The following is a 22,095-nucleotide window of genomic DNA, read 5'->3' as shown; positions in this document are numbered from 1 at the left end:
GCACGAGGAGCTGTGGCGCCTCGCGGAGTACCGGGCGGTGTTCGGGGAGGGGGCCGGGCCCGCGGACCCGGGCGACAGCGACGCGCCACCGGTTTTGGACACCCGGGGCGGGAACGGAGAGGGACATGACGGCATGAACGGCCGGACGCGGCCCGTAGCCGCTGCCGGGGAGGGGACGGCTTCGTGACGGCCCGGTCCCCCGCCGGCCTGCCCGCCCGGGGTCTGCGCTTCCTGCTGGCCCGCCGTCGGGTGCTGCTGCGGCTCACCGCCTGGTCCGTCCTGGAGACCGGGCAGACCTTCCTCATCGGGTACGGGCCCGCCCGCGCCCTGGACGACGGATTCCTGCGCGGGCGGGCCGATGTCGGGCTGGTCTGGCTGGCGGTGACCGGGATCGGTGTCCTGCTCGGCGCGTACGGGACCGCCCGGGTCTACGCCGCCGTCGCCGCGCTGGTCGAACCGCTGCGGGACCGGCTCGTGGAGCGCGTGGTCGCGCGCGGGGTGCGGACCGGTGACGCGGCTTGCCTGTCCGGGCTCACCCAGCAGGTGGAGATCGCCCGGGACACCTTCGCCGGACTGGTCATGGTCTCCCGCTCCTTCGTGGTCACCGCCGTCGGTGCCCTGGCCGGCCTGTTCACCCTGGCCCCACCGCTCCTGCTGGTCGTGGGGCCGCCCCTGGCCGTCGGCACGGCGCTGTTCGCCGCGACGCTGCGGCCGCTCGCCCGGCGGCAGGAGACGTTCCTGCTCGCCGACGAGGCCCTCGCCGGTGACCTCGGCACCGTCTGCCCGGGCCTGCGGGACATCACGGCGACCGGCGCGGAGGCGCACATCGCCGACGGCACCGGGAAACGGGTCGAGGCCGAACTGCGGGCGGCGCGCGCCCTGGCCCGCTGGGGCGTGCTGCGTGTGGTGTCCCTGACGATCGGCGGCCAGCTGCCGATCGTGCTGCTGCTCGCCGCCGCCCCCTGGCTCCTGTCCCGGGGCGTCACCGCCGGCGGCCTGGTCGGCGCGCTCGCCTACGTCACCCAGTCCCTGCTCCCGGCCCTGCGCAACCTGATCCATGGCCTGGGCACGAGCGGCTCCCGGCTGGCGGTGGTGCTGCGCAGGCTGACCCGCACGGACACCGCCGACGCCGACACGCCTCGGACGGGCCCGGGCAGCCATGTTCCGGGGGCCGACGACGGCGACCCACCGCGCCCCACGCCGGCCGGCCGCGGCCTCCCGCTCCAGCGTCCCGTGCGGGACCGGCCCGGCGAAGAGGCGCCCCCCGCCCTCTCCCTCGCCTCCGTCACCTTTGCCTACGGCCCCGCCAGCGCCCCCGTCGTGCAGGACCTCGACCTCGACCTGCCGCGCGGCGCGCACCTGGCCGTCGTGGGTCCCAGCGGCGCCGGCAAGTCCACGCTCACCGCGCTCGTGGCGGGGCTGCTCACGCCCTCGCGCGGCACCGTCCGGGTGGGCGGGCACCCCGTGCCCGGCCCGCAGGCCGCGGCCGAGCGGGTGCTCATCCCGCAGGAGGCGTACGTGTTCGGCGGCACCCTGGCCGAGAACCTCGCGTACCTGCGCCCGGACCCCGTCCCCGAGGAGGAGATGCTGGCCGCGGCCGAGGCGGTCGGCCTCACTCCCCTGGCCGGCCGGCTCGGAGGGCTCGGCGCCCGGGTCGATCCGGCGGCGCTGTCGGCCGGCGAACGGCAGCTGGTCGCGCTGGCCCGGGCCTGGCTGTCGTACGCCCCGCTCGCCCTGCTCGACGAGGCGACCTGCCATCTGGACCCCGAGACGGAGGAGCGCGCGGAGCGGGCGTTCGCCGCACGGCCGGGCGGGACCCTGGTGGTCGTGGCCCATCGCATCAGCTCGGCCCGCCGCGCCGGCCGTGTCCTGGTGATGGACGGCCGGCGCACGGCGTACGGCAGCCATGAGGAGCTGATGCGCTCCTCCGCGCTGTACCGGGACCTCGTCGGGAGCTGGGCTCCCGCACCGGCCCGGCCAGGATCAGAGCCAGCCCTGGCCCTGCGAGATGCGTATGGCGTCGATGCGGTTGCGGGCCCCGGTCTTGCGGGTGATGGCCGCCATGTAGTTGCGGACCGTCCCGTGGGACAGGTGCAGGCTCCCGGCGATCTCCGCGATGGAGGCCCCCTCGGCCGCGAGGGATAACACGCTCAGTTCTCTGCGGGTCAGCGGCATCTCGGCCGCCTTGAGGAATCCGAAGCCCAGCGAGTCGTTGACGAAACGTTCCCCCTCGGCGACGCGACGGATCCCGCGCAGCAGGTTCTGCGGGGATCCCTCCTTGTCGACGTAGCCGAGCGCCCCCGCCTCGGCCGCCCGCTTCAGCAGGCCCGGCCGGTTCGCGGTGGCGAGCACGAGTAATCGCGGGCGCGCCCGGTCCGGCCCCGGCCGGCACAGTTCGCCCAGCGGAGGGATGCCGTAGGAGTCCGCGCACTCCAGGTCCGCCGCGCACACGTCCGGCCGAACCGACCGCATCGTGCCCGGCGCGCCGCGCCACGACGTGTCGTGCACCGCCAGGTCGGATTCCTGCCGCAGCCACTCCGCCAGCACCGACCTCACCAGACACTCGTCGTGCACCAGAAGCACCCGGATCACTGCCACCCCCTCCGCTCGCCGTACGCCCCCTCGTCGTATTGAGCGCGTGCCCCATTGTTCGCGACCGTGACCCTGCGTGGGCGCGGAGAACCGGCCATCAGGGTGCGCGGGGGCGCACGCTCAGCGCCCGTACGCCCGGCCACGCTTCGACTACGGGGGCATGGGTCGGGGCGGTCGGGGTAGGCACGCGCCCCCGACGGGGCCGGAGCACATGTGACCGACGGTAACCGGGGGCGGCTCCGGAGCCGCTCGTCGTGCGGGACGGGCCGTCAGGGGGGAGATTTGTTCCTGGACCCGGTCGCGCGGCCGTGCGAGGAGGTGGTCGTCGTGTCCGACGGGCAGTCCTCCGCACAGGCGCCGGCAGCCGCCAGGACGCCGGTCGGCCGGCCCCTGCTCTCCCTGGCGCTGGCCTCGATGATGGACGAGGTGCACGCCCACTCCGGCGCGGTGTACCTGATGTCCCCGGATCAGCCGGTGCTGGAGATGGCGGTGATGGCCGGGCTGCCCCGGGCGTTCGCGGCACCCTGGGAGCGAGTGGGTCTGAACGCGCCGATCCCGGTCTCCGACGCGGCACGCGAGCGGCGGCTGGTGTGGGTCGGGGGCGAGGAGCAGATGGCTCGACACTATCCGCGGATCGCCGTGGTGCTGCCGTACCCCTTCGCCCTGGCTGCGGTGCCGATCGCCACCGAGTCCACCGTCTACGGCGCCGTCTTCGTGACCTGGCCCGGCGCGCATCCGGAGGAGATGTCCGACCACGAGCGCGAGCATCTGACCGCGGCCTGCGGCCGGCTGGCGGTCCGGCTGGAGCGGGCCGCCCAGCACAGCATCCCGCCGCACCCCGAGACCGATCTGCTCGCCGCGCCCGCGGTCGGAGGCATGGCCGGCTCACTCGGCACGGTCGAGGCCGCCCGGATGGTGAGCCGGCTGCCGTACGGGCTGGTCGCGCTGGACCTGCACGGACGCATCGGCTTCGTGAACGCGGCGGCGGCCGAACTGCTGCACGTCCCGGTGAGCCGGCTGCTCGGCACCCAGCTGTGGGCGTCGGTTCCCTGGCTCAACGACCCGGTGTACGAGGACCGTTACCGGGCCGCGCTGCTCAGTCAGCAGGTCACGTCGTTCGTGGCGCTGCGCCCGCCCGGCGAGTGGCTGTCGTTCCGGCTGTACCCGAGCACGACGGGTCTGAGCGTCCGCATCACCCGGTCCAGGGCCGTGTCCCGGATGAACCGGACCGCACCGCCGCCCGACGGGGCGCCCTCCCGGCTGGTCACCATCTCGCAGGTGCTGGACCTGGCCGGGGCGCTCACCGAGGCGGTGGGGGTGCAGGACGTGGTGCAGCTGGTCGCGGACGAGATCGCCCCGGCCGTGGGCAGCCAGGCCCTGGTCGTGCTGGGCTCGCGGGCGAACCGGCTGCAGGTGCTCGGGCACCGCGGATACCGGGACCCGCACCTGGTGGAACGGTTCGACGGGATGCCCCTGACCGAGTCGACGCCCGGCACCCAGGTGCTGCGCACGGGCGTGCCCGCCTTCTTCGAGTCGCAGGAACAGCTGGAGCGCCTGTACCCGGCGCGTCTCGCCACCCCCGACGGTTTCGCGGCCTGGGCCTATCTCCCCCTGATCGCCCAGGGCCGCCCGGTGGGGACGTGCGTGCTCTCCTACGCCGAGCCCCACCCGTTCCCGACGGAGGAGCGGGCGGTGATGACCAGCATGGCCGGGCTGATCGCCCAGGCACTGGAGCGGGCGCTCCTCTACGACGCCAAGTACCGGCTCGCGCACGGACTGCAGGAGGCGCTGCTGCCGCACTCCCTGCCGTCGCTGCCCGGCATCGAGGCGGTCGGCCGCTATGTGCCGGCCACTCAGGGCATGGACATCGGCGGCGACTTCTACGACCTCGTGGGCGCTCAGGGGACGGCGGCGGCGGTGATCGGGGACGTCCAGGGCCACAACGTGACGGCGGCCGGGCTGATGGGGCAGGTCCGCACCGCGGTGCGCGCGTACACGACCGTGGGGCAGGCGCCCGAGGAGGTCATGCGCAGCACCAACCGGCTGCTGCTCGACCTGGGGTCCGACTTGTTCGCCAGCTGCCTGTACTTGCGGCTCGACCCGGAGCACGGGCGGGCCGTGATGTCCCGGGCGGGCCATCCCCCGCCGTTGCTGAGACGCCCGGACGGCCGGGTACGCGTCCTCGACCTGGCGGGCGGCCCGCTGCTGGGCATCGACGCCTCGGCGGTGTACCCGACAACGGAGGTCGCTCTGGCTCCCGGTGCGCTGCTCGTCCTGTACACCGACGGGCTGGTCGAGTCCCCCGGCACGGATTTCGAGGAGGCGCTCGCCGATCTGGGCCGGCGGCTGGGCGACGCCGGGGACCAGCCGCTGGACGAACTGGCCGACAGCCTCATCCAGCAGGAACAGCGCCGCGCAGACGGGGAGGAACGGCTCGACGACATCGCCCTGTTGCTGATCAGAGCGCTCGGCTAGGGGTGCCGCCCGGGACGTTTGTGACAGGCGACACGCCTTGAGTGGTCCTTGAACGGGGCGAGGGCCTGTCGTTCGGAGCACGCCGCAGAGGCGGGGTCCGGCACGCGCGTCTGCCGCGTTGTCGTCGGTTGCCGACGCTCCGCGCCGGCGGGGCGCCGACGCCCCGGGTGGGAACGCCGGTGGCCGGCCCGGTTCCGCCAGGAAGGGGGCGGAACCGGGCCGGCGGCGTCGGACCGGCTGCCGACGGCTGAGAAGGGGTCAGCGGCTCTCGGTCAGACCGGAGTTGTCCTCGACACCCTGGCCCGCGTCCTGACCGGCTCCGGCACCCGCGCCGGCCCCGGCACCCGCTTCGTCGCCTCCGGCCTGCTCATCGGCACCGGCACCGGCACCGGCCTCGTCGCCCGCACCGGCCTCGTCACCGGCACCGGCACCGCCGCCCGCGGCACCGCCCGCGCCGAGGGTCGCGCCGACCGCCTCCAGGGCGGTGGTCACCGGCTGGAAGAACGTCTCGCCGCCGACCGTGCAGTCACCGCTGCCACCGGAGGTCAGGCCGATGGCGAGACCGTCCTGGGTGAACAGCGAGCCGCCGCTGTCGCCGGGCTCGGCGCAGACGTCGGTCTGGATGAGACCGGTGACGGTGCCCTCCGGGTAGTTCACCGTGGCGTCCAGGCCGAGGACCTGGCCGTCCGCGAGCCCGGTGGTGCTGCCCATCCGGAAGACCTCCTGGCCGACGGTCGCCTCCGCGGCCTCGGTGATCTGGACGGTCTGGTTGCCGGTGTTGACGTCGCTGGGCGCCTCGGTCGCCGGGTCGTCGTACTTCACGAGTGCGAAGTCGCCGTTGCCCGGGAACGTCGACTGGTCGACGGTGGCGATCGGCTGACCGCCCTGGGTGTCCGACCACTCGTTGCCGCCGAGGGTGCAGTGACCGGCCGTCAGGAAGGCGGGCGAGCCGTCTCCCGCGGTGACGTTGAAGCCGAGGGAGCAGCGCGAGCCGCCCGCGAAGATGGCGTCGCCTCCGGAGACGAACGGCTTGAAGGTGCCGGAGGACTTCTTGATGGTGGCCATGCCGGAGCCGAGCTCCTGCACGGTGGATTCCAGTCTGTCCCACTTGGCGCCGGTCACGGTGCTGTCCGCCGTCACCAGGAGCTTGTTGGTGCGCGGGTCGATCGACCACGAGGTACCCGCGATGGTCGCCTCGGACTTCAGCGTCGAGGCGCCGTCCCGCAGCTCCGACCAGCTGTTCTCGACCTCGCGGACCTTCGCGCCTGCCGCCTTCGCCTGCACGACCACGTTGTTGTTGTCGCCCGGTACGACGTTGACGACGAGCTGCTGGCTGTCGCCGTCGTAGTAGGAGCCGCCGAACGCTTCGCCGAGGAGCCCGGAGAGCTGCGAGGCGAGATCCGAGGCGTCGCCCGCCTTCAGGGTCTTCGGCGCGGCCGCCGCGTCGTCGGACGAACCGTCCTGCGATGCGTTGGCGTTGGGGAGCAGGATCGCGGCCGCGCCGAGCGCCACCACGCTGCCCGCCGCTATCGCGGCCTTGCGCTTCGGAATTCGCTTGTGACTCAAACTTCTCTCCTCCTGGGGAACGGAGTAGGTGCCGCCGTCCGGCAGCTTCTGGGGGGCGCCTGGATGGCAGTTGGTACGCACGGGCCTCGCGGGGCGTTCAATTCCGATTGCAAGTGATCCCTTCGCGCTGCGGAATCAGCCAACTCCCGCGGCCCGCACGGTGACCGCTCGGTCCCCGGCCGCCCTGTTCACACCAGGCCGGTCCGGCGGGGCCCGGCACGCCGGCCCCCGGGGATCCATGGCCGAATGACGGCCTTTCAGCGACGGGCGCCCACCGGCCTGGCGGAACGCAACGCTCCGTATCTGTCCGGGAACGATCCGTCGAGGTCACGGAGCCAAATCCCGGCTTCAGCGAATCTGCACATCGAATGCTCAACCCGGTCACCGAAATAAGGGTTATCCACACCCCGGCCGTGCCGGACACGCCTTTGGGGTGGGAGTGCCGGATTCGCCGTCCCGCCGGGCAGGGGTCGGGATGCGCCGATGCGGTGCCGCATGTGAAGGAGTCGCCACCAAGCAGTGCACGAACCTGCACGGATCGGTGCCGCTGAGGCGCAAGTTGCCTGGTGAGGGGGGTGGTTGATTGGAAGCGCGGAGCCGCAGCGTGCTTTGATCCATCGCACCGCGGGGGCCGCTCAGGGCACTCGGAAACGGATGCCCGGTGCTCGCGGTCGCGGCCGTCATCTGTCCCCAGAGGGGGCCGCTCCCCCCTTGTGAGATATCCATATGAAGGGAAGTTCCATCATGAACTCCACCCCCCAGGTCGAGACCGTCGAGATCGCTGACACCCAGCTCGACGCCATCTCCGGCGGCCTGTCCGTGAACGCCGTGAACACCGTCACCGACACCGTTGACGGCATTGCCCCGGTCTCCGGCCTGGTCGACACCGCCGTCGGCACCGTCGAGGGCGTCACCGGCCTCAACACGGCCCCGGTCACCGGCCTGGTCTCCGGCCTCTGATCGAGCCCTTGTGCCGTTGATTCCCGGAACCGCAGCCGGCGGTTCCGGGTTCTTCGGGTTCCGTACGAGCCTCTGCCTCGGCCGTCCGTACCTCTTCCACGGGTGAGGGAAGTTCCTTGCAGTTCCGCCAACAGGCCCTCGCCAAGCTCCAGTCACCGGAGGAACTCGACCTGCCGGTGCGCTTCGCCCGCCCGCAGGGCTGGCTCGTGCTCTCGGTGACGGTGGTCGCGATGGCCGCCGCCTCGGTGTGGGCGGTGACCGGCTCGGTGACCTCCACCGTGAGCGCACCCGCCATCATCACGCACGGGCAGGGCAGCTACGTCCTGCAAAGCCCCGTCGCGGGACAGGTCACCGCGGTGCTCGCCAAGCAGGGCGAGCAGGTGCCCGCCGGCTCCCCCGTGCTCAAGGTCCGTACGAGCAACGGTGAAGCGGTCGTCCGTACGCTCGACGCGGGGCGTGTCTCCGCGCTGGCCGCGACCGTCGGGCAGATCATCCAGACCGGCGCGAACGTCGCCGCCGTCGAGAAGGTCGCCCGTGCCGGGGACCCGCTCTACGCGACCGTGTACGTCCCCGCCGAGAACGCCGCCTCGATCCCCGGCGACGCGGCCGTGGACCTGACCGTGCAGTCGGTGCCGACCCAGGAGTACGGCGTGCTGCGCGGCCATGTGAAGTCGGTGGACCGCTCGGCGCAGTCCCCGCAGCAGATCGGCGCGTTCCTCGGGGACAGCCAGCTGGGCGAGCAGTTCACGAAGAAGGGCAGACCGGTGGCCGTGACGGTCCGGCTGGACAGGTCCTCCGCCACCAAGAGCGGCTACAGGTGGTCCTCCGCGGACGGGCCTCCGTACAAGCTGACCTCCATGACGCTGGCCTCCGGTTCCATCCGGCTGTCCGACCAGCGCCCCGTCGACTGGCTGCTGCCATGAGCGCGACCGCACAGGAACCCCGGAGCAGGCGACGCGCCGCCCCGCCCAAGCGCAAGGTGCCCAAGGCCCGGGCGAAGACCGTCCGCACGCCCACCGTGCTCCAGATGGAGGCCGTCGAGTGCGGCGCCGCCTCCCTGGCGATGGTGCTCGGGCACTACGGCAAGCACGTCCCGCTGGAGGAACTGCGCATCGCCTGCGGTGTCTCCCGGGACGGCTCGCGCGCCAGCAACCTCCTGAAGGCGGCCCGCTCCTACGGCCTCACGGCCAAGGGCATGCAGATGGACCTGGCCGCCCTCGCCGAGGTGACGTCCCCGGCCATCCTGTTCTGGGAGTTCAACCACTACGTCGTCTACGACGGCATGGGCCGGCGCCTCGGCCGCCGGGGCGTCTACATCAACGACCCCGGCAAGGGCCGCCGGTTCATCCCCATGGAGGACTTCGACGGCAGCTTCACCGGTGTCGTGCTGGTGATGGAACCCGGTGAGGACTTCGCCCGGGGCGGCCGCAAGCCCGGTGTCCTCGGCGCGATGCCGGCCCGGCTGCGCGGCACGGCGGGCACGATGCCCGCGGCGGTGCTGGCGAGTCTGCTGCTGGTGGCGGTCGGTGCGGCGGTGCCCGCGCTGAGCCGGACCTACATCGACGAGTTCCTGATCGGCAACCAGACCTCGCTGCTCGACGTGCTGTTCCCGTCGATGGCGGCGTGCGTGCTGCTCACGGTGGTGCTGACCTGGCTCCAGCAGGCCAACCTGCTGCGTGGCCGCATCATCTCCTCCACCCTCTCCAGCGCCCGCTTCCTGCGGCATCTGCTGCGGCTGCCGGTGACGTTCTTCTCCCAGCGCAGCCCGGCCGACCTGGTCCAGCGCCTGCAGTCCAACGACGCGGTGTCCGAGACCCTGTCCCGCGACCTCGCGGCGGCGGGCGTGGACGCGATCGTGGTCGTCCTGTACGCGGTGCTGCTGTACACCTACGACCCGCAGCTCACGTTCGTGGGCATCGGCGTGGCCCTGCTGAACATCGTCGCCATGCGGGTGGTGATCCGGCTGCGGGCGACGCGCACGGCGAAGCTGCGCGCGGACTCGGCCCGGCTCACGAACACCGCCTACACGGGCCTTCAGCTCATCGAGACGATGAAGGCGACCGGCGGCGAGGACGGCTACTTCCGCAAGTGGGCCGGGCAGCACGCCACCACCCTGGAGGAGCAGCAGCGTCTCGGCGTGCCGAGCGCCTACCTGGGCGTGGTCGCGCCGACGCTCGCCACCCTCAACAGCGCGCTCATCCTGTGGATCGGCGGCATGCGGGCGGTCGAGGGGCACATCTCGGTCGGTCTGCTGGTCGCCTTCCAGGCCCTGGTCACCCGGTTCACGGCCCCGCTGACCCGGCTGAACGGTGTCGCGGGCCGTATCCAGGACTTCGCGGCGGACGTGGCCCGGCTGAAGGACGTCGAGAACTTCAAGGCCGACCCGCTCTACGGCCGGCCGGGCGCGAGCGAGTCCACGCGCCGCCTCCAGGGCCATGTGGAACTGGAGAACATCATGTTCGGCTACAGCCCGCTCGACAAGCCGCTGCTCACCGGCTTCGACCTGACGGTCGGCCCCGGGCAGCAGGTCGCCCTGGTCGGCGGTTCGGGCAGCGGCAAGTCCACGGTGTCCCGGATGATCTCCGGGCTGTACGCGCCGTGGGAGGGCGTGATCCGTATCGACGGGCAGCGCATCGAGGACATCCCGCGCGGGGCGCTGGCCGCCTCGGTCTCCTTCGTCGACCAGGACGTGTTCCTCTTCGAGGGCACGGTCCGGGACAACGTGGCGCTGTGGGACCCGTCCATCCCCGACGACGCGGTGGAGGACGCGCTGCGCGACGCCGCCCTGTACGACGTGATCACGCGCCGGCCGGGCGGCATCCACAGCAGGGTGGAGCAGGACGGCCGCAACTTCTCCGGCGGGCAGCGCCAGCGCCTGGAGATCGCCCGGGCGCTGGTGCGCCGTCCGAGCATCCTGGTGCTCGACGAGGTGACGAGCGCGCTGGACGCGGAGACCGAGCAGGTCGTGATGGACAACCTGCGCCGGCGCGGCTGCGCCTGCGTGGTGATCGCGCACCGGCTCAGCACGGTGCGCGACAGCGACGAGATCGTCGTCCTCGAACACGGCACGGTCGTGGAGCGGGGACGGCACGAGGACCTGGTGGCCGGCGGCGGCGCGTACGCGGCACTGGTCAGGGAGCGGTGAGATGACGGCCGTTCACGAAGGACACCACGGCGACCTCGTGCTGGGCGCCTTCGGGCAGATGGGCTCGCGCATCGACTGCGCCGGGTTCAACCGCCTCGACCTCGAAGGCCCGCAGGTGCTGTGGCTGGTCGCGTCCGGAGCCGTGGACCTGTTCGCCGTCGACGCCGGGCAGCAGGGCCACTGGCACCATCTGGGCCGTCTGGAGGCGGGCTCGCTGGTGCTCGGCCCGGTGCCGGGCCCGCAGCACACCCTGGTGGCCCGGCCGTTGCGGGACTGCGTGGTGCACCGCATCGGCCTGCGCGAGCTGTACCAGCCCGCCAACACGGCGACCTGGTCGTACGACGAGTACGGCAACCCGCAGTACGTGCCGCCGACGACGAGTCCGCTGGAGTACGCGCTCGCCCTCGGGGTCGGCCGCAGCCTGTCGATCCTCTTCCAGGCGCCGATGGCCACCGAGCGGGCCGCCGCGCCCACGGACGATGACGTGTTCTGGATGCAGGTGCCGCCGGGCAGCGTGCAGTACGGCTCGCTGTACGGCGCGGAGGCCGCGGCCGACCTGCTGATGGACCCCGCACTGTGGCAGTCCATGGTCGACCAGCAGTACCGGCTGCTGACCACGCTGGACCGCTGGATCGAACAGCTGGAGCGCACTCACGAGACGCGCACGGCCGAGGGCATCAAGGCCGGTGAGGCGGTGCGCGCCCAGGCCGACCAGACGCTGCTCGCCTCGATCGGCAAGCGCTCCTCGAAGCGCACGACCGCAGCCGACGCGGACGCCACGTACGCGGCCTGCAAGCTGGTCGGGCAGGCTGCCGGGATCCGGATCACCGAGCCGACCCAGAAGGGCACCGGCGGCGACCGCCTCGACCCGGTCGAGCAGGTAGCCCTGGCCTCCCGGGTGCGGACCCGGGCCGTACGGCTCGACGGCCCCTGGTGGCGGGACAACGTGGGGCCGCTGGTCGGCCGGCGGGAACTGTCGGGCGCGCCGGTGGCGCTGTTGTGGCGGCGCGGCGGCTATGTCGCGGTGCATCCGTCGACCGGGCGGGAGACGCCGGTCGAGAAGGCGAACGCCGAGGAGTTCGAGCCGCGCGCGGTGATGTTCTACCGCCCCCTGCCGGAGCGGGGGCTCAGTCCTCTGAGGCTGCTGCGGTTCTGCATGCAGGGGATGCGCGGCGATCTGACGGGCCTGCTGCTCAGTGGTCTGGTCACGGTGGCGATCGGCGCGCTGGTGCCCATCGCGACCGGCAAGGTACTGGGCGAGTTCGTGCCCAAGGCGCAGACGGACCTGATCGTGCAGGTGTGCCTCGCGGTGATGCTCAGCAGTGTGGTGGCGGCGGCCTTCATGCTGTTGCAGAACCTCACCATTCTGCGGATCGAGGGCCGGATCGAGGCCACGCTCCAACCGGCGGTGTGGGACCGGCTGCTGAGGCTGCCGACGAAATTCTTCACCGAGCGCTCCACGGGTGAACTGGCCAGCGCGGCCATGGGTATCAGTGCGATCCGCCGGCTGCTGGCGGGGGTCGGGCCGACGGTCGCCCAGTCGGTGACGGTCGGCGCGATGAACCTGGGGCTGCTGTTCTGGTTCAGCGTGCCGATGGCGATGGCCGCGATCGGCATGCTCGTCGTCATCGCGGCGGTGTTCCTGGGGCTCGGGCTGTGGCAGGTGCGCTGGCAGCGGCGTCTTGTGGTGCTCGCCAACAAGCTGAACAACCAGGCGTTCCAGACGCTGCGTGGGCTGCCCAAGCTGCGGGTGGCCGCCGCCGAGAACTACGCGTACGCCGCGTGGGCGTCGGAGTTCGCGCGCAGCCGTGAGCTCCAGCAGCGGGTCGGCCGGATCAAGAACCTCACGACGGTGCTGGGCGCGGTGTACCTGCCGCTGTGCACCCTGCTGATGTTCATGCTGCTGGCCGGTCCGGCCCGCGGCTCGATGTCGGCGGCGGCGTTCCTCACCTTCAGCACCTCGGTGACGATGGTGCTGACCTCCGTCACCCAGCTGACGGGCGCGTTCGTCTCGGCGGTGGCCGCGCTGCCACTGTTCGAGGAGATCAAGCCGGTGCTGGACGCGACGCCGGAGGTGCGTACGGCGAGCACCCGGCCGGGTCCGCTGACCGGGGCGATCGAGGCACGCCGGGTGTCCTTCCGCTACGCGGACGACGGCCCGCTGGTCCTGGACGACGTGTCGTTCGAGGTGCGGCCGGGCGAGTTCGTCGCGGTCGTCGGCCCGAGCGGCTGCGGCAAGTCGACCCTGCTGCGGCTGCTGATCGGCTTCGACCGGCCCGTGTCGGGCAGCGTGCTCTACGACGGGCAGGACCTGGCGGCCCTGGACCAGTCCGCGGTACGCCGTCAGTGCGGTGTGGTGCTCCAGCACGCGCAGCCGTTCAACGGCTCGATCCTGGACGTCATCTGCGGCACCGAGCCGTACACGCCGGAGGAGGCGATGGCCGCCGCCGAGATGGCCGGTCTCGCCGAGGACATCAAGCGGATGCCGATGGGGCTGCACACCATCGTCGCGGGCAGCGGAGCCGTCTCCGGCGGCCAGCGCCAGCGGCTGATGATCGCCCAGGCGCTGATCCGGCGACCGCGCATCCTCTTCTTCGACGAGGCGACCAGTGCGCTCGACAACGAGACGCAGCGCACGGTCATCGAGAGCACCAAGGCCCTCAACGCCACCCGCGTCGTCATCGCGCACCGGCTGTCCACCGTGATGGACGCCGACCGGGTCGTGGTGATGGAGGACGGCAAGGTCATCCAGCAGGGCCCGCCCGCCCAGCTTCTCGCCGACACCCAGGGACGGCTGCACGAGCTGGTACGGCGGCAGATGGCGTGACGTAGCGCCCTCCCCCCACAGTCCCGGCGGTGGGTTGCCGCTTCGCCGGTTCCCGGCGGGAGGCGCCGGGGGCAGTCTCGTGCACGGGGACAGGGACAGGGACACCGCGCCCCCTTCTCCCCGCCCGGTGGCGCGTCCTCGCCGGTCCGCGGCGTGTGATCTGTTGACCGGAGCCGTAAACGGGTACCCACCGCCCATGCGAATCAGTGTGGTGGATGTGGGATCGAACGCGGTCAGACTGGTGGTCGCCGACGCGGCGGACGGGGTGCCCCTGCCCGTGCACACCGCCAAGTGGCGACTCCGGCTGTCCGAGCAGGTCACACCGGGGGGACCCGTGCCGGAGCGGGCCGTGGAACAACTCGTCGACGCGGTGGCCGAGGCGAGCAGGACCGCCACCCGGTGGGGTGCCGCGGGTCCGCTGGCGTTCGCGACCGCCGTGGTGCGCAACGCGCCGAACCGGCACGAGGTGCTGCGCACGGTCCGCGCCCGTACGGGCGTCGACCTGTGCACCCTGCCGGGCGAGGTCGAGGCCGAGCTGACGTTCCTCGGGGCCCGGCGCTGGATGGGGTGGCGGTCGGGGCCGCTCGCCCTGCTCGACATCGGCGGCGGTACCTTCGAAGTCGCTTTCGGACGCGGCCGGTTGCCCGACTTCGTGGCGTCCTTGCCGCTGGGCGCGCGGCGGCTGACGCACGAGTTCTTCTCGGACGAGGACCCGCCGTCGCCGGAGCGGGTGCGGGCCCTGCGCCGCAAGGTCCGCCACCAGCTGCGGGACGTCGCGGCGCGGATCCGCTGGGAGGGCCCGCGCACCGCGGTCGCCACCTCCCGCACCTTCCAGCAGCTGGGGCGGCTGTGCGGCGCGGCGCCCGGACGCCACGGCCCGTTCGTGGACCGCCAGATGCACCGCTCCGAACTGCGGGCGGCGATCACACAGCTGGCCGCGCTGCCCGCCGCCGAACGCGCGCATCTGCCCGGCATCTCCGCGCCGCGCGCCGCGCAGAGCCTGGCGGGAGCGGTGGTCGGGCACACCGCGCTGAAGCTGACCGGCATCAAGGCCATCACGGTCTGCCCGTGGGCGATCCGCGAGGGGGTGCTGCTGCGCCACATCGAGGACGGGCCCTCCTGGTGGGCGGAGGTCACCCGGCGCAGCGCCGAGGCCGCCCCTCCCGACCCGATGCCGCTGCGCATCGCCACGGCCTCCGGCTGAACCGTCCACAGCCAGGGCGTGACGTACCGAAGACGTACCGAACAGGAAGGAGACCCCCGTGTCCCAGCACAAGGACCACGACCGAGGCGAGGACCAGCACGGCAAGCCGCCCGAGACGGCCCTGGAGGAGGTGCTGCGGGAGGTCGAGGACGCCGAGAACCGCACCCGGGACTCCGCGGACCAACGCCGTCACCAGGGCGAGGCGGGAGAGGCCGTCACGCCCAACACGCGGGCGCAGGAGGAGTCCGAAGGGAACTGACGTGAACGGGGCGGGCCCCGGCTACTGGGGCGGCGGCCCGAGCGGCCGCGCCGCCAGGGCCCGCGCCACACCGAGCACATTCGCCGCCATGGCCCGCCCGGTCGACCGCGACCAGTCGTGGCACCGCTCGGCGTCGAGGAAGCTCGGCCCGGGGCCGGGCCCCTGGTTCCAGTACGTCCACGCCTGGCCGGGGATCGTGTAGCCGATGTCCTCCAGGCCCCCCGTGATCTCGTTGATCACGTGATGCGCCCCGTCCTCGTTGCCGGTGACGACCACCCCCGCCACCCGGTTGTAGGCCACGGGCCGGCCCTCGTCGTCCGTCTCGGACATCATCGCGTCCATCCGCTCCAGCACCCGCTGGGCAACCGAGGACGGCCCACCCAGCCAGGTCGGCGAGGCGATGACCAGGATCTCCGACTCCAGCAGCCGTTCGTGCACACCCGGCCACGCGTCGCCGTCGTGCACCGGCTCGCTGGTCACTCCGGGGGCGATGTCCAGATCGACGGCCCGTACGACGTCGACCTCCACGTCCTCCTTCCGCAGTTGCTCGACGACGACGTTCGCCAGCGCCTCGGTGTTCGACGTCTCGGGCGACTTCTTGAGGGTGCAGTTGACCACGAGTGCCTGCATGACACGCCGGAGTACCCTCCTGGGCGGGTGTCACGCAAGGGGTGACCCCGGTCGCCGGGCGGGTACCCGGCGTGGATGGAGCACGAAGGACCACGTTTGCCGGCCCCCCGCGGCCCGCTGAGCAGGGATGTCGACGCGTATCTGCGGGGCGCGGGCCGTCTGCCCGGCCTGGAGGAGGTCGCCCGCGCCGAGGTGTACGGCGACGACCTCCAGCTCGCCCTGTACCTGTGCTACGAGCTGCACTACCGCGGTTTCGCGGGGGTCCCTCCGGAGCGCGAGTGGGACCCCGACCTGCTGCGCGTCCGCGCCGCCATGGAGCAGCGCTTCCTGTCCGCGCTGCGCACCGACGCGCACGTCCACGACAGCGTGGACGAGGCACTGGCCGGCCTGCTGGTCGAACCCGTCGACGGCGCCGGCGTCACCCACTTCCTGCGTGACGAGGGCGAACTGTGGCAGGTGCGCGAGTACGCGACCCAGCGCTCCCTGTACCACCTCAAGGAGGCGGACCCGCACGCCTGGGTGCTGCCGCGGCTGTGGGGCCGGGCGAAGGCGGCGATGGCGGCGGTCGAGTTCGACGAGTGGGGCGGCGGCCGCGCCGACCGTGTGCACGCCCGTCTGTTCGCCGACCTGATGACGGACCTGGGCCTGGACACCACGTACGGCCGCTATCTCGACGCGGCGTCCGCCGAGGCACTGGTCACGGTGAACATGATGTCCCTCTTCGGGCTGCACCGGGCGCTCAGGGGCGCCCTGGTCGGCCACTTCGCGACGGTCGAGATCACCTCGTCACCGGGGTCGCGGCGGCTCGCCGAGACGATGCGCCGCACGGGAGCCGGGCCCGCGGCCGAACACTTCTACGACGAGCACGTCGAGGCCGACGCGGTCCACGAGCAGGTGGTGCGTCACGATGTCATCGGCGGGCTGCTGGAGCGCGAGCCGCATCTCGCCCCGGACGTCGCCTTCGGCATCGACGCCACCGAGTTCGTCGAGGAACGTTTCGGCACCCGGCTGCTCGCCGACTGGCGTGCCTCCCGTTCGTCACTGCGTGCACCGCTTGCCCCAGAAGCAGCTCATATCTCCTGATTGCCCGGGTACTCGGTGTCCGTGATTGCACTGGTACCCCCGGGCGTGTACGCCCCGCAGGAGGACACCGAGCTGCTGGCCGGTGCCCTGTCCGACGAGCCGCTGCCGCCGGGCGCGGAAGTCCTCGACGTGGGCACCGGCAGCGGTGCCCTGGCCCTGGAGGCCGCGCGCCGGGGCAGCCGCGTGACCGCCGTGGACGTGTCCTGGAGCGCCGTGTGGGCCGCGCGGCTGAACGCCCGTGTGGCGGGACTCCCGGTCCGCACCCTGCACGGGAACCTGTTCGATCCCGTGCGCGAGGAGACGTTCGATCTGATCCTGGCCAATCCGCCGTACGTGCCGGCGCCGGACGGTCATCGCAGGCCGCCGCGGGGCGCGGCCCGGGCCTGGGACGCGGGCGGCGACGGGCGGCTGGTCGTCGACCGGATCTGCCGGCAGGCGCCCGGACTGCTGCGGCCGGGCGGCGTGCTGCTGCTCGTGCAGTCGGCGCTCAGCGGCCCGGACCTGACCGTCGGGCAGTTGCGCGCGGCCGGCCTGAAGGCCGCCGTGACCCGCCGGCGCCGGATCGCGCTCGGGCCGGTGCTGCGCGGGCGGGAACGCTGGCTGCGGGAGCGGGGGCTGCTGTCCGCCGCCGATGACAAGGAAGAGCTGGTGGTCGTCCGTGCCGAACTCCCCGTCTGAGCGGTCCGCCGCACCTCGCCGCGTCGCCGTCCAGCGCAAGGGCCCGCTGCTGATGGAGGGGCCGGTGGAGGTGGAGCTGGAGGACGGCTCCGTCGTCACCTCCGACCGCTTCCGCGTGGCCCTGTGCACCTGCCGCCGCAGCCGCCGTTACCCGTGGTGCGACACGAGCCACCGCGACCGGGCGTGATGTCCCTGGCGTGAGAAGCCCAGGGGCCGGCGGGCGGCCCCACTCCGCCCGCCGGCCCCCTTGCACGAGATCGCTGCTTTCCGTGACAACGGCCCGGCTCCCCAGCCACGGCCCGCTGCGCTTCACGGATCCAGCGCGATCCCGGTCTGTGGGCTCAGCCCTCTCAGAAGGAGAAGACGCCCGTTCCGTAGGCGTTCTTCATGCAGTCGTTGGAGAAGGTGCGCTCGTAGGAGACGCGCTTGCCCTGCCATACGCCGTCGACGGTGACGACCACCGGGTCGTACTGCTTGGTGCACATCACGCCGTCCCTCGCGGTCAGGGCGTCGAAGTCACCGCCGACGCCACGCAGTTCCGCGCAGGCCGGCCCGGCCGCCGGGTGCGTGCCGGCGGGCGTCGGGGCACAGGTCAGGGTGACCGCGCGTTCCGGAGTCGCTGCGATCGCGCTCTCACCGTGGCCCACCGTGAGGACGAGGGCCGACGGGGCGTAGAGCGCGGTGGGGGCCTGACCCGGATTGGCGAGCGCGGCCCCGGAGAGGGGTCCGCAGACGGCTGTGGCCGTCATGCCGAGAGTCATGGCCCAGCGCGCGGTGTTCCGCATTGTGTGCATCCTTCCGCATCGATTACAGGGTGTGCCGTCCCGTGCTCGGTCGGTGCCCGGAGCGGCGAGCGCGAGTCTGCCGAGTCCGCAGTGGAAACACACATCGACCCCACGGGTTTCAGTAACGTTCCGTATTGAATCAGTGGCGTGAAGTTACGGAATCGGCGCGGGTGAAGCCCGTAACCGCACGGCCTCCGGGGGTACGAAGCGGCCAGATGGCTGATTTCCGTGTGCTCGTTAATAGGCCTGAAACATTCCGATTCCGCTCTCAGCCGACCGCTTCGTGGCCCCTTGTGTTCATGGAAGTGCCGAGTAATCGTCATTACATGATTACGACAGAGCAGAGAGAGAAGCTTCGCGGCTGGCTCGCAGGCCGCCTGCCCGACGACCTCTTCGAGGAACTGACCGAGATCACGGTCGACCGCGAGGAGATCACCGTGATCGGCCGCATCCCCGCACCCCGGCTGGCCGAGGACGTCCCGGCCGCCGAGCGGGAGGCAGCCCTGGAGAGCCGGGCCCAGGAGTTCCGGGAGCGCACCCGCGAGGACCGGATGGCCGTGGCACGCGAGGCCGAGCACCGGTTCCGCCGGAAGGTGTCCTGGGGCGTGGAGTGCGGCGGGCGGCGGACACTCTTCACGCACGTGGCCGCGCCGGTGATGACGCGGCTGCGCCAGCCGGAGCGCCAGGTCCTCGACACCCTGATCGCCGGCGGCGTGGCCCGCAGCCGCAGCGACGCGCTGGCCTGGTGCGTGCGCCTGGTCCAGCGTCATACGGACGACTGGCTGGCCGAGTTGCGCGACTCGCTGGAACACGTGCAACGCGTCAGGTCCCAGGGCCCGGACACCGAGCCGGACCCCGCACCGGGCGCGGACGAGGAGTGACCTGTCGGATACCTCCCGCCGGCGCACGGGCTCGATGTTCCCGCCACCGAGCGCGCCGGCCCGTGTGCTGCACGGGCAGCGGTCCGCCCCTGATCCACCAGAGCACATACCGCTCGGTATCGTCGCGGTACGGCACGGTCTCGACGAGGAGACGACGAGAGGCGTGCGTACGTGGGCAAGCACTGGGCGGACTTCCAGTACGAGATCTATCTGAACGGGATGGCGGGTGCCGTACCGCGGCTGCCCACCGATCTGACCCGGCTGGAGGAGCTCACCGAGCAGCGGCTCGGGCCCGGCCCGGTCGGCTATGTGGCGGGCAGCGCGGGCGAAGGCAGTACGGCCCGCGCCAACCTGGCGGCCCTGAAGCGCCGCCGGATCGTGCCGCGCATGCTGCGGGACGTGCACGAGCGGGATCTGTCGGTCGAGGTGCTGGGCCGGCCCCTCCCCGCCCCCCTCGCACTGGCACCGGTCGGCGTGCTGTCGATCATGCACCCGGACGCCGAGCCCGCCGCGGCCCGGGCCGCCGCCGCGCAGGGCGTGCCGTACATCCTGTCGTCCGCGTCCAGCACGCCCATGGAGGAGGTCGCCGAGGCCATGGGTGACGCCGAGCGCTGGTTCCAGCTGTACTGGCCGAAGGACCCGGAGGTGGCCCGCAGCTTCCTGGACCGGGCGAAGGCGGCCGGGTTCACCGCGCTGGTCGTCACCCTGGACACACCGCTGCTGTCGTGGCGGCCGCGCGATCTCGACCAGGCGTACCTGCCGTTCCTGCACGGGGTCGGTACGGCCAACTACTTCTCGGACCCGGCTTTCCAGGCAGGTCTGGCCAAGCCGGTGCACGAGGATCCGAACGCGGCCGTGATGCACTTCGTCGGAATGTTCTCCGACCCGGCCAAGAGCTGGCCCGACCTCGTGTTCCTGCGGGAGAACTGGGACGGCCCGATCGTCCTCAAGGGCGTCCTGCACCCGGACGACGCGCGCCTGGCCGCCGACGCCGGCATGGACGGCGTGATCGTCTCCAACCACGGCGGCCGTCAGGTGGCCGGCTCCGTCGCGGCGGCCGACGCTCTTCCCCGCGTGGCGGAGGCGGTCGGCGACCGGCTCACCGTCCTGTTCGACAGCGGCGTCCGCACCGGTGACGACATCTTCAAGGCTCTCGCCCTCGGCGCCCGCGCGGTTCTCGTCGGCCGTCCGTACGTCTACGGCCTCGGCCTCGACGGCCGGTCGGGCGTCGAGCACGTCATCCGCTGCCTGCTGGCCGAACTCGACCTCACCCTCGCCCTCTCGGGGCACTCGACGCCGAGCACGGTCTGTCCGGCCGACCTCGTCGAGGATCCGGCCTGACGCGGGTGGGCTGCGCCGCGCGTTCGCCGCGCAGCCCCGCCCGGGCTCCGGGGCCCGCCGTCAGGCGGTCCGGCCGTCGGTGAGTGTCACCTGGCGGGCGGCCGGGTCGCGCTGCTCCTCGATCGACAGGGAGCCCTCCGCCGTCGGCAGGGGCTCCGGTTGCCAGCGCTGCGCGTCGGAGGAGTGGTCGCGTACCTTGACGACGATGTCGGCGTCCGGGTCGTCGTCGGCCGGGGCGAGGGCGAGCCGCTCGTCCCAGCGGGGCAGCAACTCCCCCTGAACGGTGATGTCGTAGCGCACGTCGTCGCCCCGCTCGGCATCCTCGTCGGCACAGGTGCCGAGGACGACGACACCGGCGTCCTTGTGGGAGTCCAGACACAGCCCGGGATCGGCGACGCTGCGCAGCAGCCCGTCGTCCTCGTACGTCCACTGCTGGGTCCACACCGCCGTGCACTCCGCCAGTTTCGCGCCCGAGCCCTCCTTCGGCAGGTCCCGGATGTCGAGGCACAGGTCGGCACCGGCGTTGCGCAGCCGCGTCACCCCCGGTGCCGAGGGAAGCCCGGCGGTGCCGGGCGGCGTCGCCGACGTGGGGCCCTTGCCGTCGGCCGCGCTGTTGGACCCGGCCGGGTCGGCCTCCCCGCCGTCGTGGGAGGACGCGCTGATGATGAGCACCGTCGCCAGCACCCCGGCCGAGACCGCGCCGACGCCCGAGAGCAGTGCCCGGGAGGAACGCAGCGCCTCCGGTACCCGGCGGGCGGGCACGGGGAGCCGGGACAGCAGACCGTGCCGTCCGCCGCCCCGCCGACCGCCGCCGCGCCGGCCGGAGCGAGCACCCCGGCTCCCGTGCGACGCGCGTCCCGGGCGTGAGCCGAGATAGCGGTGGGCGCCCCAGCCGAGTACCGCCTCGGCGGTCAACGGCCCCAGCGGGCCCTCGAAATGGCTCAGTTGTTCCGCCGCGCCCCGGCAGTAGCGGCACTCGTCCAGATGCTGCTGGACATCGGGCAGGAGTGCGCCGCCCCGGCGGATCGGGACGTCGAGGAGGCGGTTGTAGAAGCGGCAATCCTGGGTGGGCGCGAGTTCGCGATGGGCGTGTACACAGCCTTCGCGGAATTTGTCCCGGGCCTGTTCGAGGGCCGCCGAGGCGATGTCGGTGTCCATGCCCAGCAGGCCGGCCGGGACGCTTAAAGGATCAGCCTCGACCTCGACATGCCACAGCAAACAGCGGGAGGCGGCGGGAAGTGCCTGGAATGCCCGCTCCGCGAGGATGCGATTTTCGGGCGTCATGGACGTCGCCGCGCGCAGCCCGCGCCCTCCGGCAGGTTTCTGCAGCGCGGGCAGAACGGCCGATATTCGGTCGTCGCCGGACCACTCGCGGATCGTGTCGCGCACGGTCACCAGAAGGGCCGGGCGCAGCGCGACGGCCGACTCACCGAAGGCGAGGCGGTTGAGGGTCCGGTGGAAGGCGGTTCCGGTCACCATCGCGGCGACCTGCGCCGACGAGGCGAGACAGATGACCGCGTAGTCGTACACCGGCTGGTAGTGCCGCGCCATCAGCAGCGCGACGGAATGGGCGGCGACCTCGCCCTCCGGGCTTCCTCTCAGCGGAGCGGCGAGTGATTCATCGGATTCCCCCGGATCCCCGCCGGGCGGGGGATACGGAGGACGAGGG

At 72.5% G+C, this 22,095-nt stretch carries 17 protein-coding genes and 2 pseudogenes; 14 read left to right on the top strand and 5 right to left on the bottom strand.

The window, feature by feature from the left end; translation table 11 throughout:
• Positions 1-187: pseudogene (locus C1J00_RS45895) on the top strand (hypothetical protein); the annotation flags it as partial.
• A 392-nt stretch (positions 188-579) separates the two neighbouring features.
• Positions 580-1,692, top strand: a pseudogene (locus C1J00_RS46795) (ATP-binding cassette domain-containing protein); the annotation flags it as partial.
• A 291-nt stretch (positions 1,693-1,983) separates the two neighbouring features.
• On the opposite strand, the gene C1J00_RS16275 reads toward C1J00_RS46795, so the two are convergent.
• The gene (locus C1J00_RS16275; protein WP_102909797.1) at positions 1,984-2,592 is read right to left on the bottom strand and encodes a response regulator transcription factor; all 609 of its coding nucleotides are present in this window, start codon (positions 2,590-2,592) and stop codon (positions 1,984-1,986) included.
• A gap of 318 nt (positions 2,593-2,910) precedes the next feature.
• Here C1J00_RS16275 and C1J00_RS16270 point away from each other — a divergent pair, with 318 nt between their 5' ends.
• Complete coding sequence (locus tag C1J00_RS16270; RefSeq protein ID WP_180989569.1) at positions 2,911-5,067, top strand: PP2C family protein-serine/threonine phosphatase; 2,157 nt, start codon at positions 2,911-2,913, stop codon at positions 5,065-5,067.
• Between the two features lie 258 nt (positions 5,068-5,325).
• Here C1J00_RS16270 and C1J00_RS16265 read toward each other — a convergent pair whose 3' ends face one another.
• Complete coding sequence (locus C1J00_RS16265; protein ID WP_102909796.1) at positions 5,326-6,633, bottom strand: S1 family peptidase; 1,308 nt, start codon at positions 6,631-6,633, stop codon at positions 5,326-5,328.
• Positions 6,634-7,377: 744 nt separating this feature from the next.
• On the opposite strand from C1J00_RS16265, the gene C1J00_RS16260 reads away from it, so the two are divergent.
• The 6 genes from C1J00_RS16260 (at position 7,378) to C1J00_RS16235 (ending at position 15,028) form a co-directional block, all read left to right on the top strand.
• A complete protein-coding gene (locus tag C1J00_RS16260) occupies positions 7,378-7,593 on the top strand; it encodes a type A2 lantipeptide (RefSeq protein ID WP_102909795.1) in 216 nt (71 codons plus the stop codon).
• Between the two features lie 116 nt (positions 7,594-7,709).
• The gene (locus tag C1J00_RS16255; RefSeq protein WP_102909794.1) at positions 7,710-8,516 is read left to right on the top strand and encodes a biotin/lipoyl-containing protein; all 807 of its coding nucleotides are present in this window, start codon (positions 7,710-7,712) and stop codon (positions 8,514-8,516) included.
• The gene (locus C1J00_RS16250) at positions 8,513-10,738 is read left to right on the top strand and encodes an NHLP family bacteriocin export ABC transporter peptidase/permease/ATPase subunit (protein WP_102909793.1); all 2,226 of its coding nucleotides are present in this window, start codon (positions 8,513-8,515) and stop codon (positions 10,736-10,738) included. The genes C1J00_RS16255 and C1J00_RS16250 overlap by 4 nt, the downstream gene beginning before the upstream one ends.
• Before the next feature lies 1 nt (position 10,739).
• Entirely contained in the window at positions 10,740-13,565 is a 2,826-nt protein-coding gene (locus C1J00_RS16245) for an NHLP bacteriocin export ABC transporter permease/ATPase subunit (protein WP_102909792.1), read from the top strand.
• A gap of 196 nt (positions 13,566-13,761) precedes the next feature.
• Positions 13,762-14,769, top strand: a complete 1,008-nt coding sequence (locus C1J00_RS16240) for a Ppx/GppA family phosphatase (RefSeq protein ID WP_102909791.1) — start codon at positions 13,762-13,764, stop codon at positions 14,767-14,769.
• A 58-nt stretch (positions 14,770-14,827) separates the two neighbouring features.
• Complete coding sequence (locus tag C1J00_RS16235; protein WP_102909790.1) at positions 14,828-15,028, top strand: hypothetical protein; 201 nt, start codon at positions 14,828-14,830, stop codon at positions 15,026-15,028.
• A 21-nt stretch (positions 15,029-15,049) separates the two neighbouring features.
• Here the strand turns inward: C1J00_RS16235 and C1J00_RS16230 are convergent, their stop codons facing one another.
• The gene (locus C1J00_RS16230) at positions 15,050-15,658 is read right to left on the bottom strand and encodes a flavodoxin family protein (protein ID WP_102909789.1); all 609 of its coding nucleotides are present in this window, start codon (positions 15,656-15,658) and stop codon (positions 15,050-15,052) included.
• Positions 15,659-15,733: 75 nt separating this feature from the next.
• Between C1J00_RS16230 and C1J00_RS16225 the strand changes: the two genes are divergently transcribed.
• The 3 genes from C1J00_RS16225 to C1J00_RS16215 are packed head-to-tail and all read left to right on the top strand — an operon-like array spanning position 15,734 to position 17,606.
• A complete protein-coding gene (locus C1J00_RS16225; protein ID WP_102909788.1) occupies positions 15,734-16,741 on the top strand; it encodes an iron-containing redox enzyme family protein in 1,008 nt (335 codons plus the stop codon).
• A gap of 21 nt (positions 16,742-16,762) precedes the next feature.
• The gene (locus tag C1J00_RS16220) at positions 16,763-17,419 is read left to right on the top strand and encodes a HemK2/MTQ2 family protein methyltransferase (RefSeq protein WP_245936366.1); all 657 of its coding nucleotides are present in this window, start codon (positions 16,763-16,765) and stop codon (positions 17,417-17,419) included.
• Positions 17,400-17,606: a CDGSH iron-sulfur domain-containing protein gene (locus C1J00_RS16215; protein ID WP_102909786.1), complete on the top strand. Its 207-nt coding sequence runs from the start codon at positions 17,400-17,402 to the stop codon at positions 17,604-17,606. Before C1J00_RS16220 ends, C1J00_RS16215 begins: the two co-directional genes overlap by 20 nt.
• 163 nt (positions 17,607-17,769) lie before the next feature.
• Here C1J00_RS16215 and C1J00_RS16210 read toward each other — a convergent pair whose 3' ends face one another.
• The gene (locus tag C1J00_RS16210) at positions 17,770-18,204 is read right to left on the bottom strand and encodes a protease inhibitor (protein ID WP_102909785.1); all 435 of its coding nucleotides are present in this window, start codon (positions 18,202-18,204) and stop codon (positions 17,770-17,772) included.
• Between the two features lie 326 nt (positions 18,205-18,530).
• Here C1J00_RS16210 and abmR point away from each other — a divergent pair, with 326 nt between their 5' ends.
• Positions 18,531-19,085, top strand: coding sequence for an ATP-binding transcription factor AbmR (gene abmR / locus C1J00_RS16205; protein WP_102909784.1), 555 nt, complete (start codon positions 18,531-18,533; stop codon positions 19,083-19,085).
• Positions 19,086-19,256: 171 nt separating this feature from the next.
• Positions 19,257-20,426, top strand: a complete 1,170-nt coding sequence (locus C1J00_RS16200; RefSeq protein ID WP_102909783.1) for a lactate 2-monooxygenase — start codon at positions 19,257-19,259, stop codon at positions 20,424-20,426.
• A gap of 60 nt (positions 20,427-20,486) precedes the next feature.
• Here C1J00_RS16200 and C1J00_RS16195 read toward each other — a convergent pair.
• Positions 20,487-22,095, bottom strand: a 1,609-nt coding sequence (locus C1J00_RS16195; RefSeq protein WP_245936365.1) for an RICIN domain-containing protein, incomplete at its 5' end; no start/stop codon positions are given.

Origin of the sequence: Streptomyces cahuitamycinicus (assembly GCF_002891435.1) — a bacterium.
Taxonomy (GTDB): domain Bacteria; phylum Actinomycetota; class Actinomycetes; order Streptomycetales; family Streptomycetaceae; genus Streptomyces; species Streptomyces cahuitamycinicus.
Note: the sequence above shows the minus strand (reverse complement) of the source record. Positions and strands in the feature narration are given on the sequence as shown.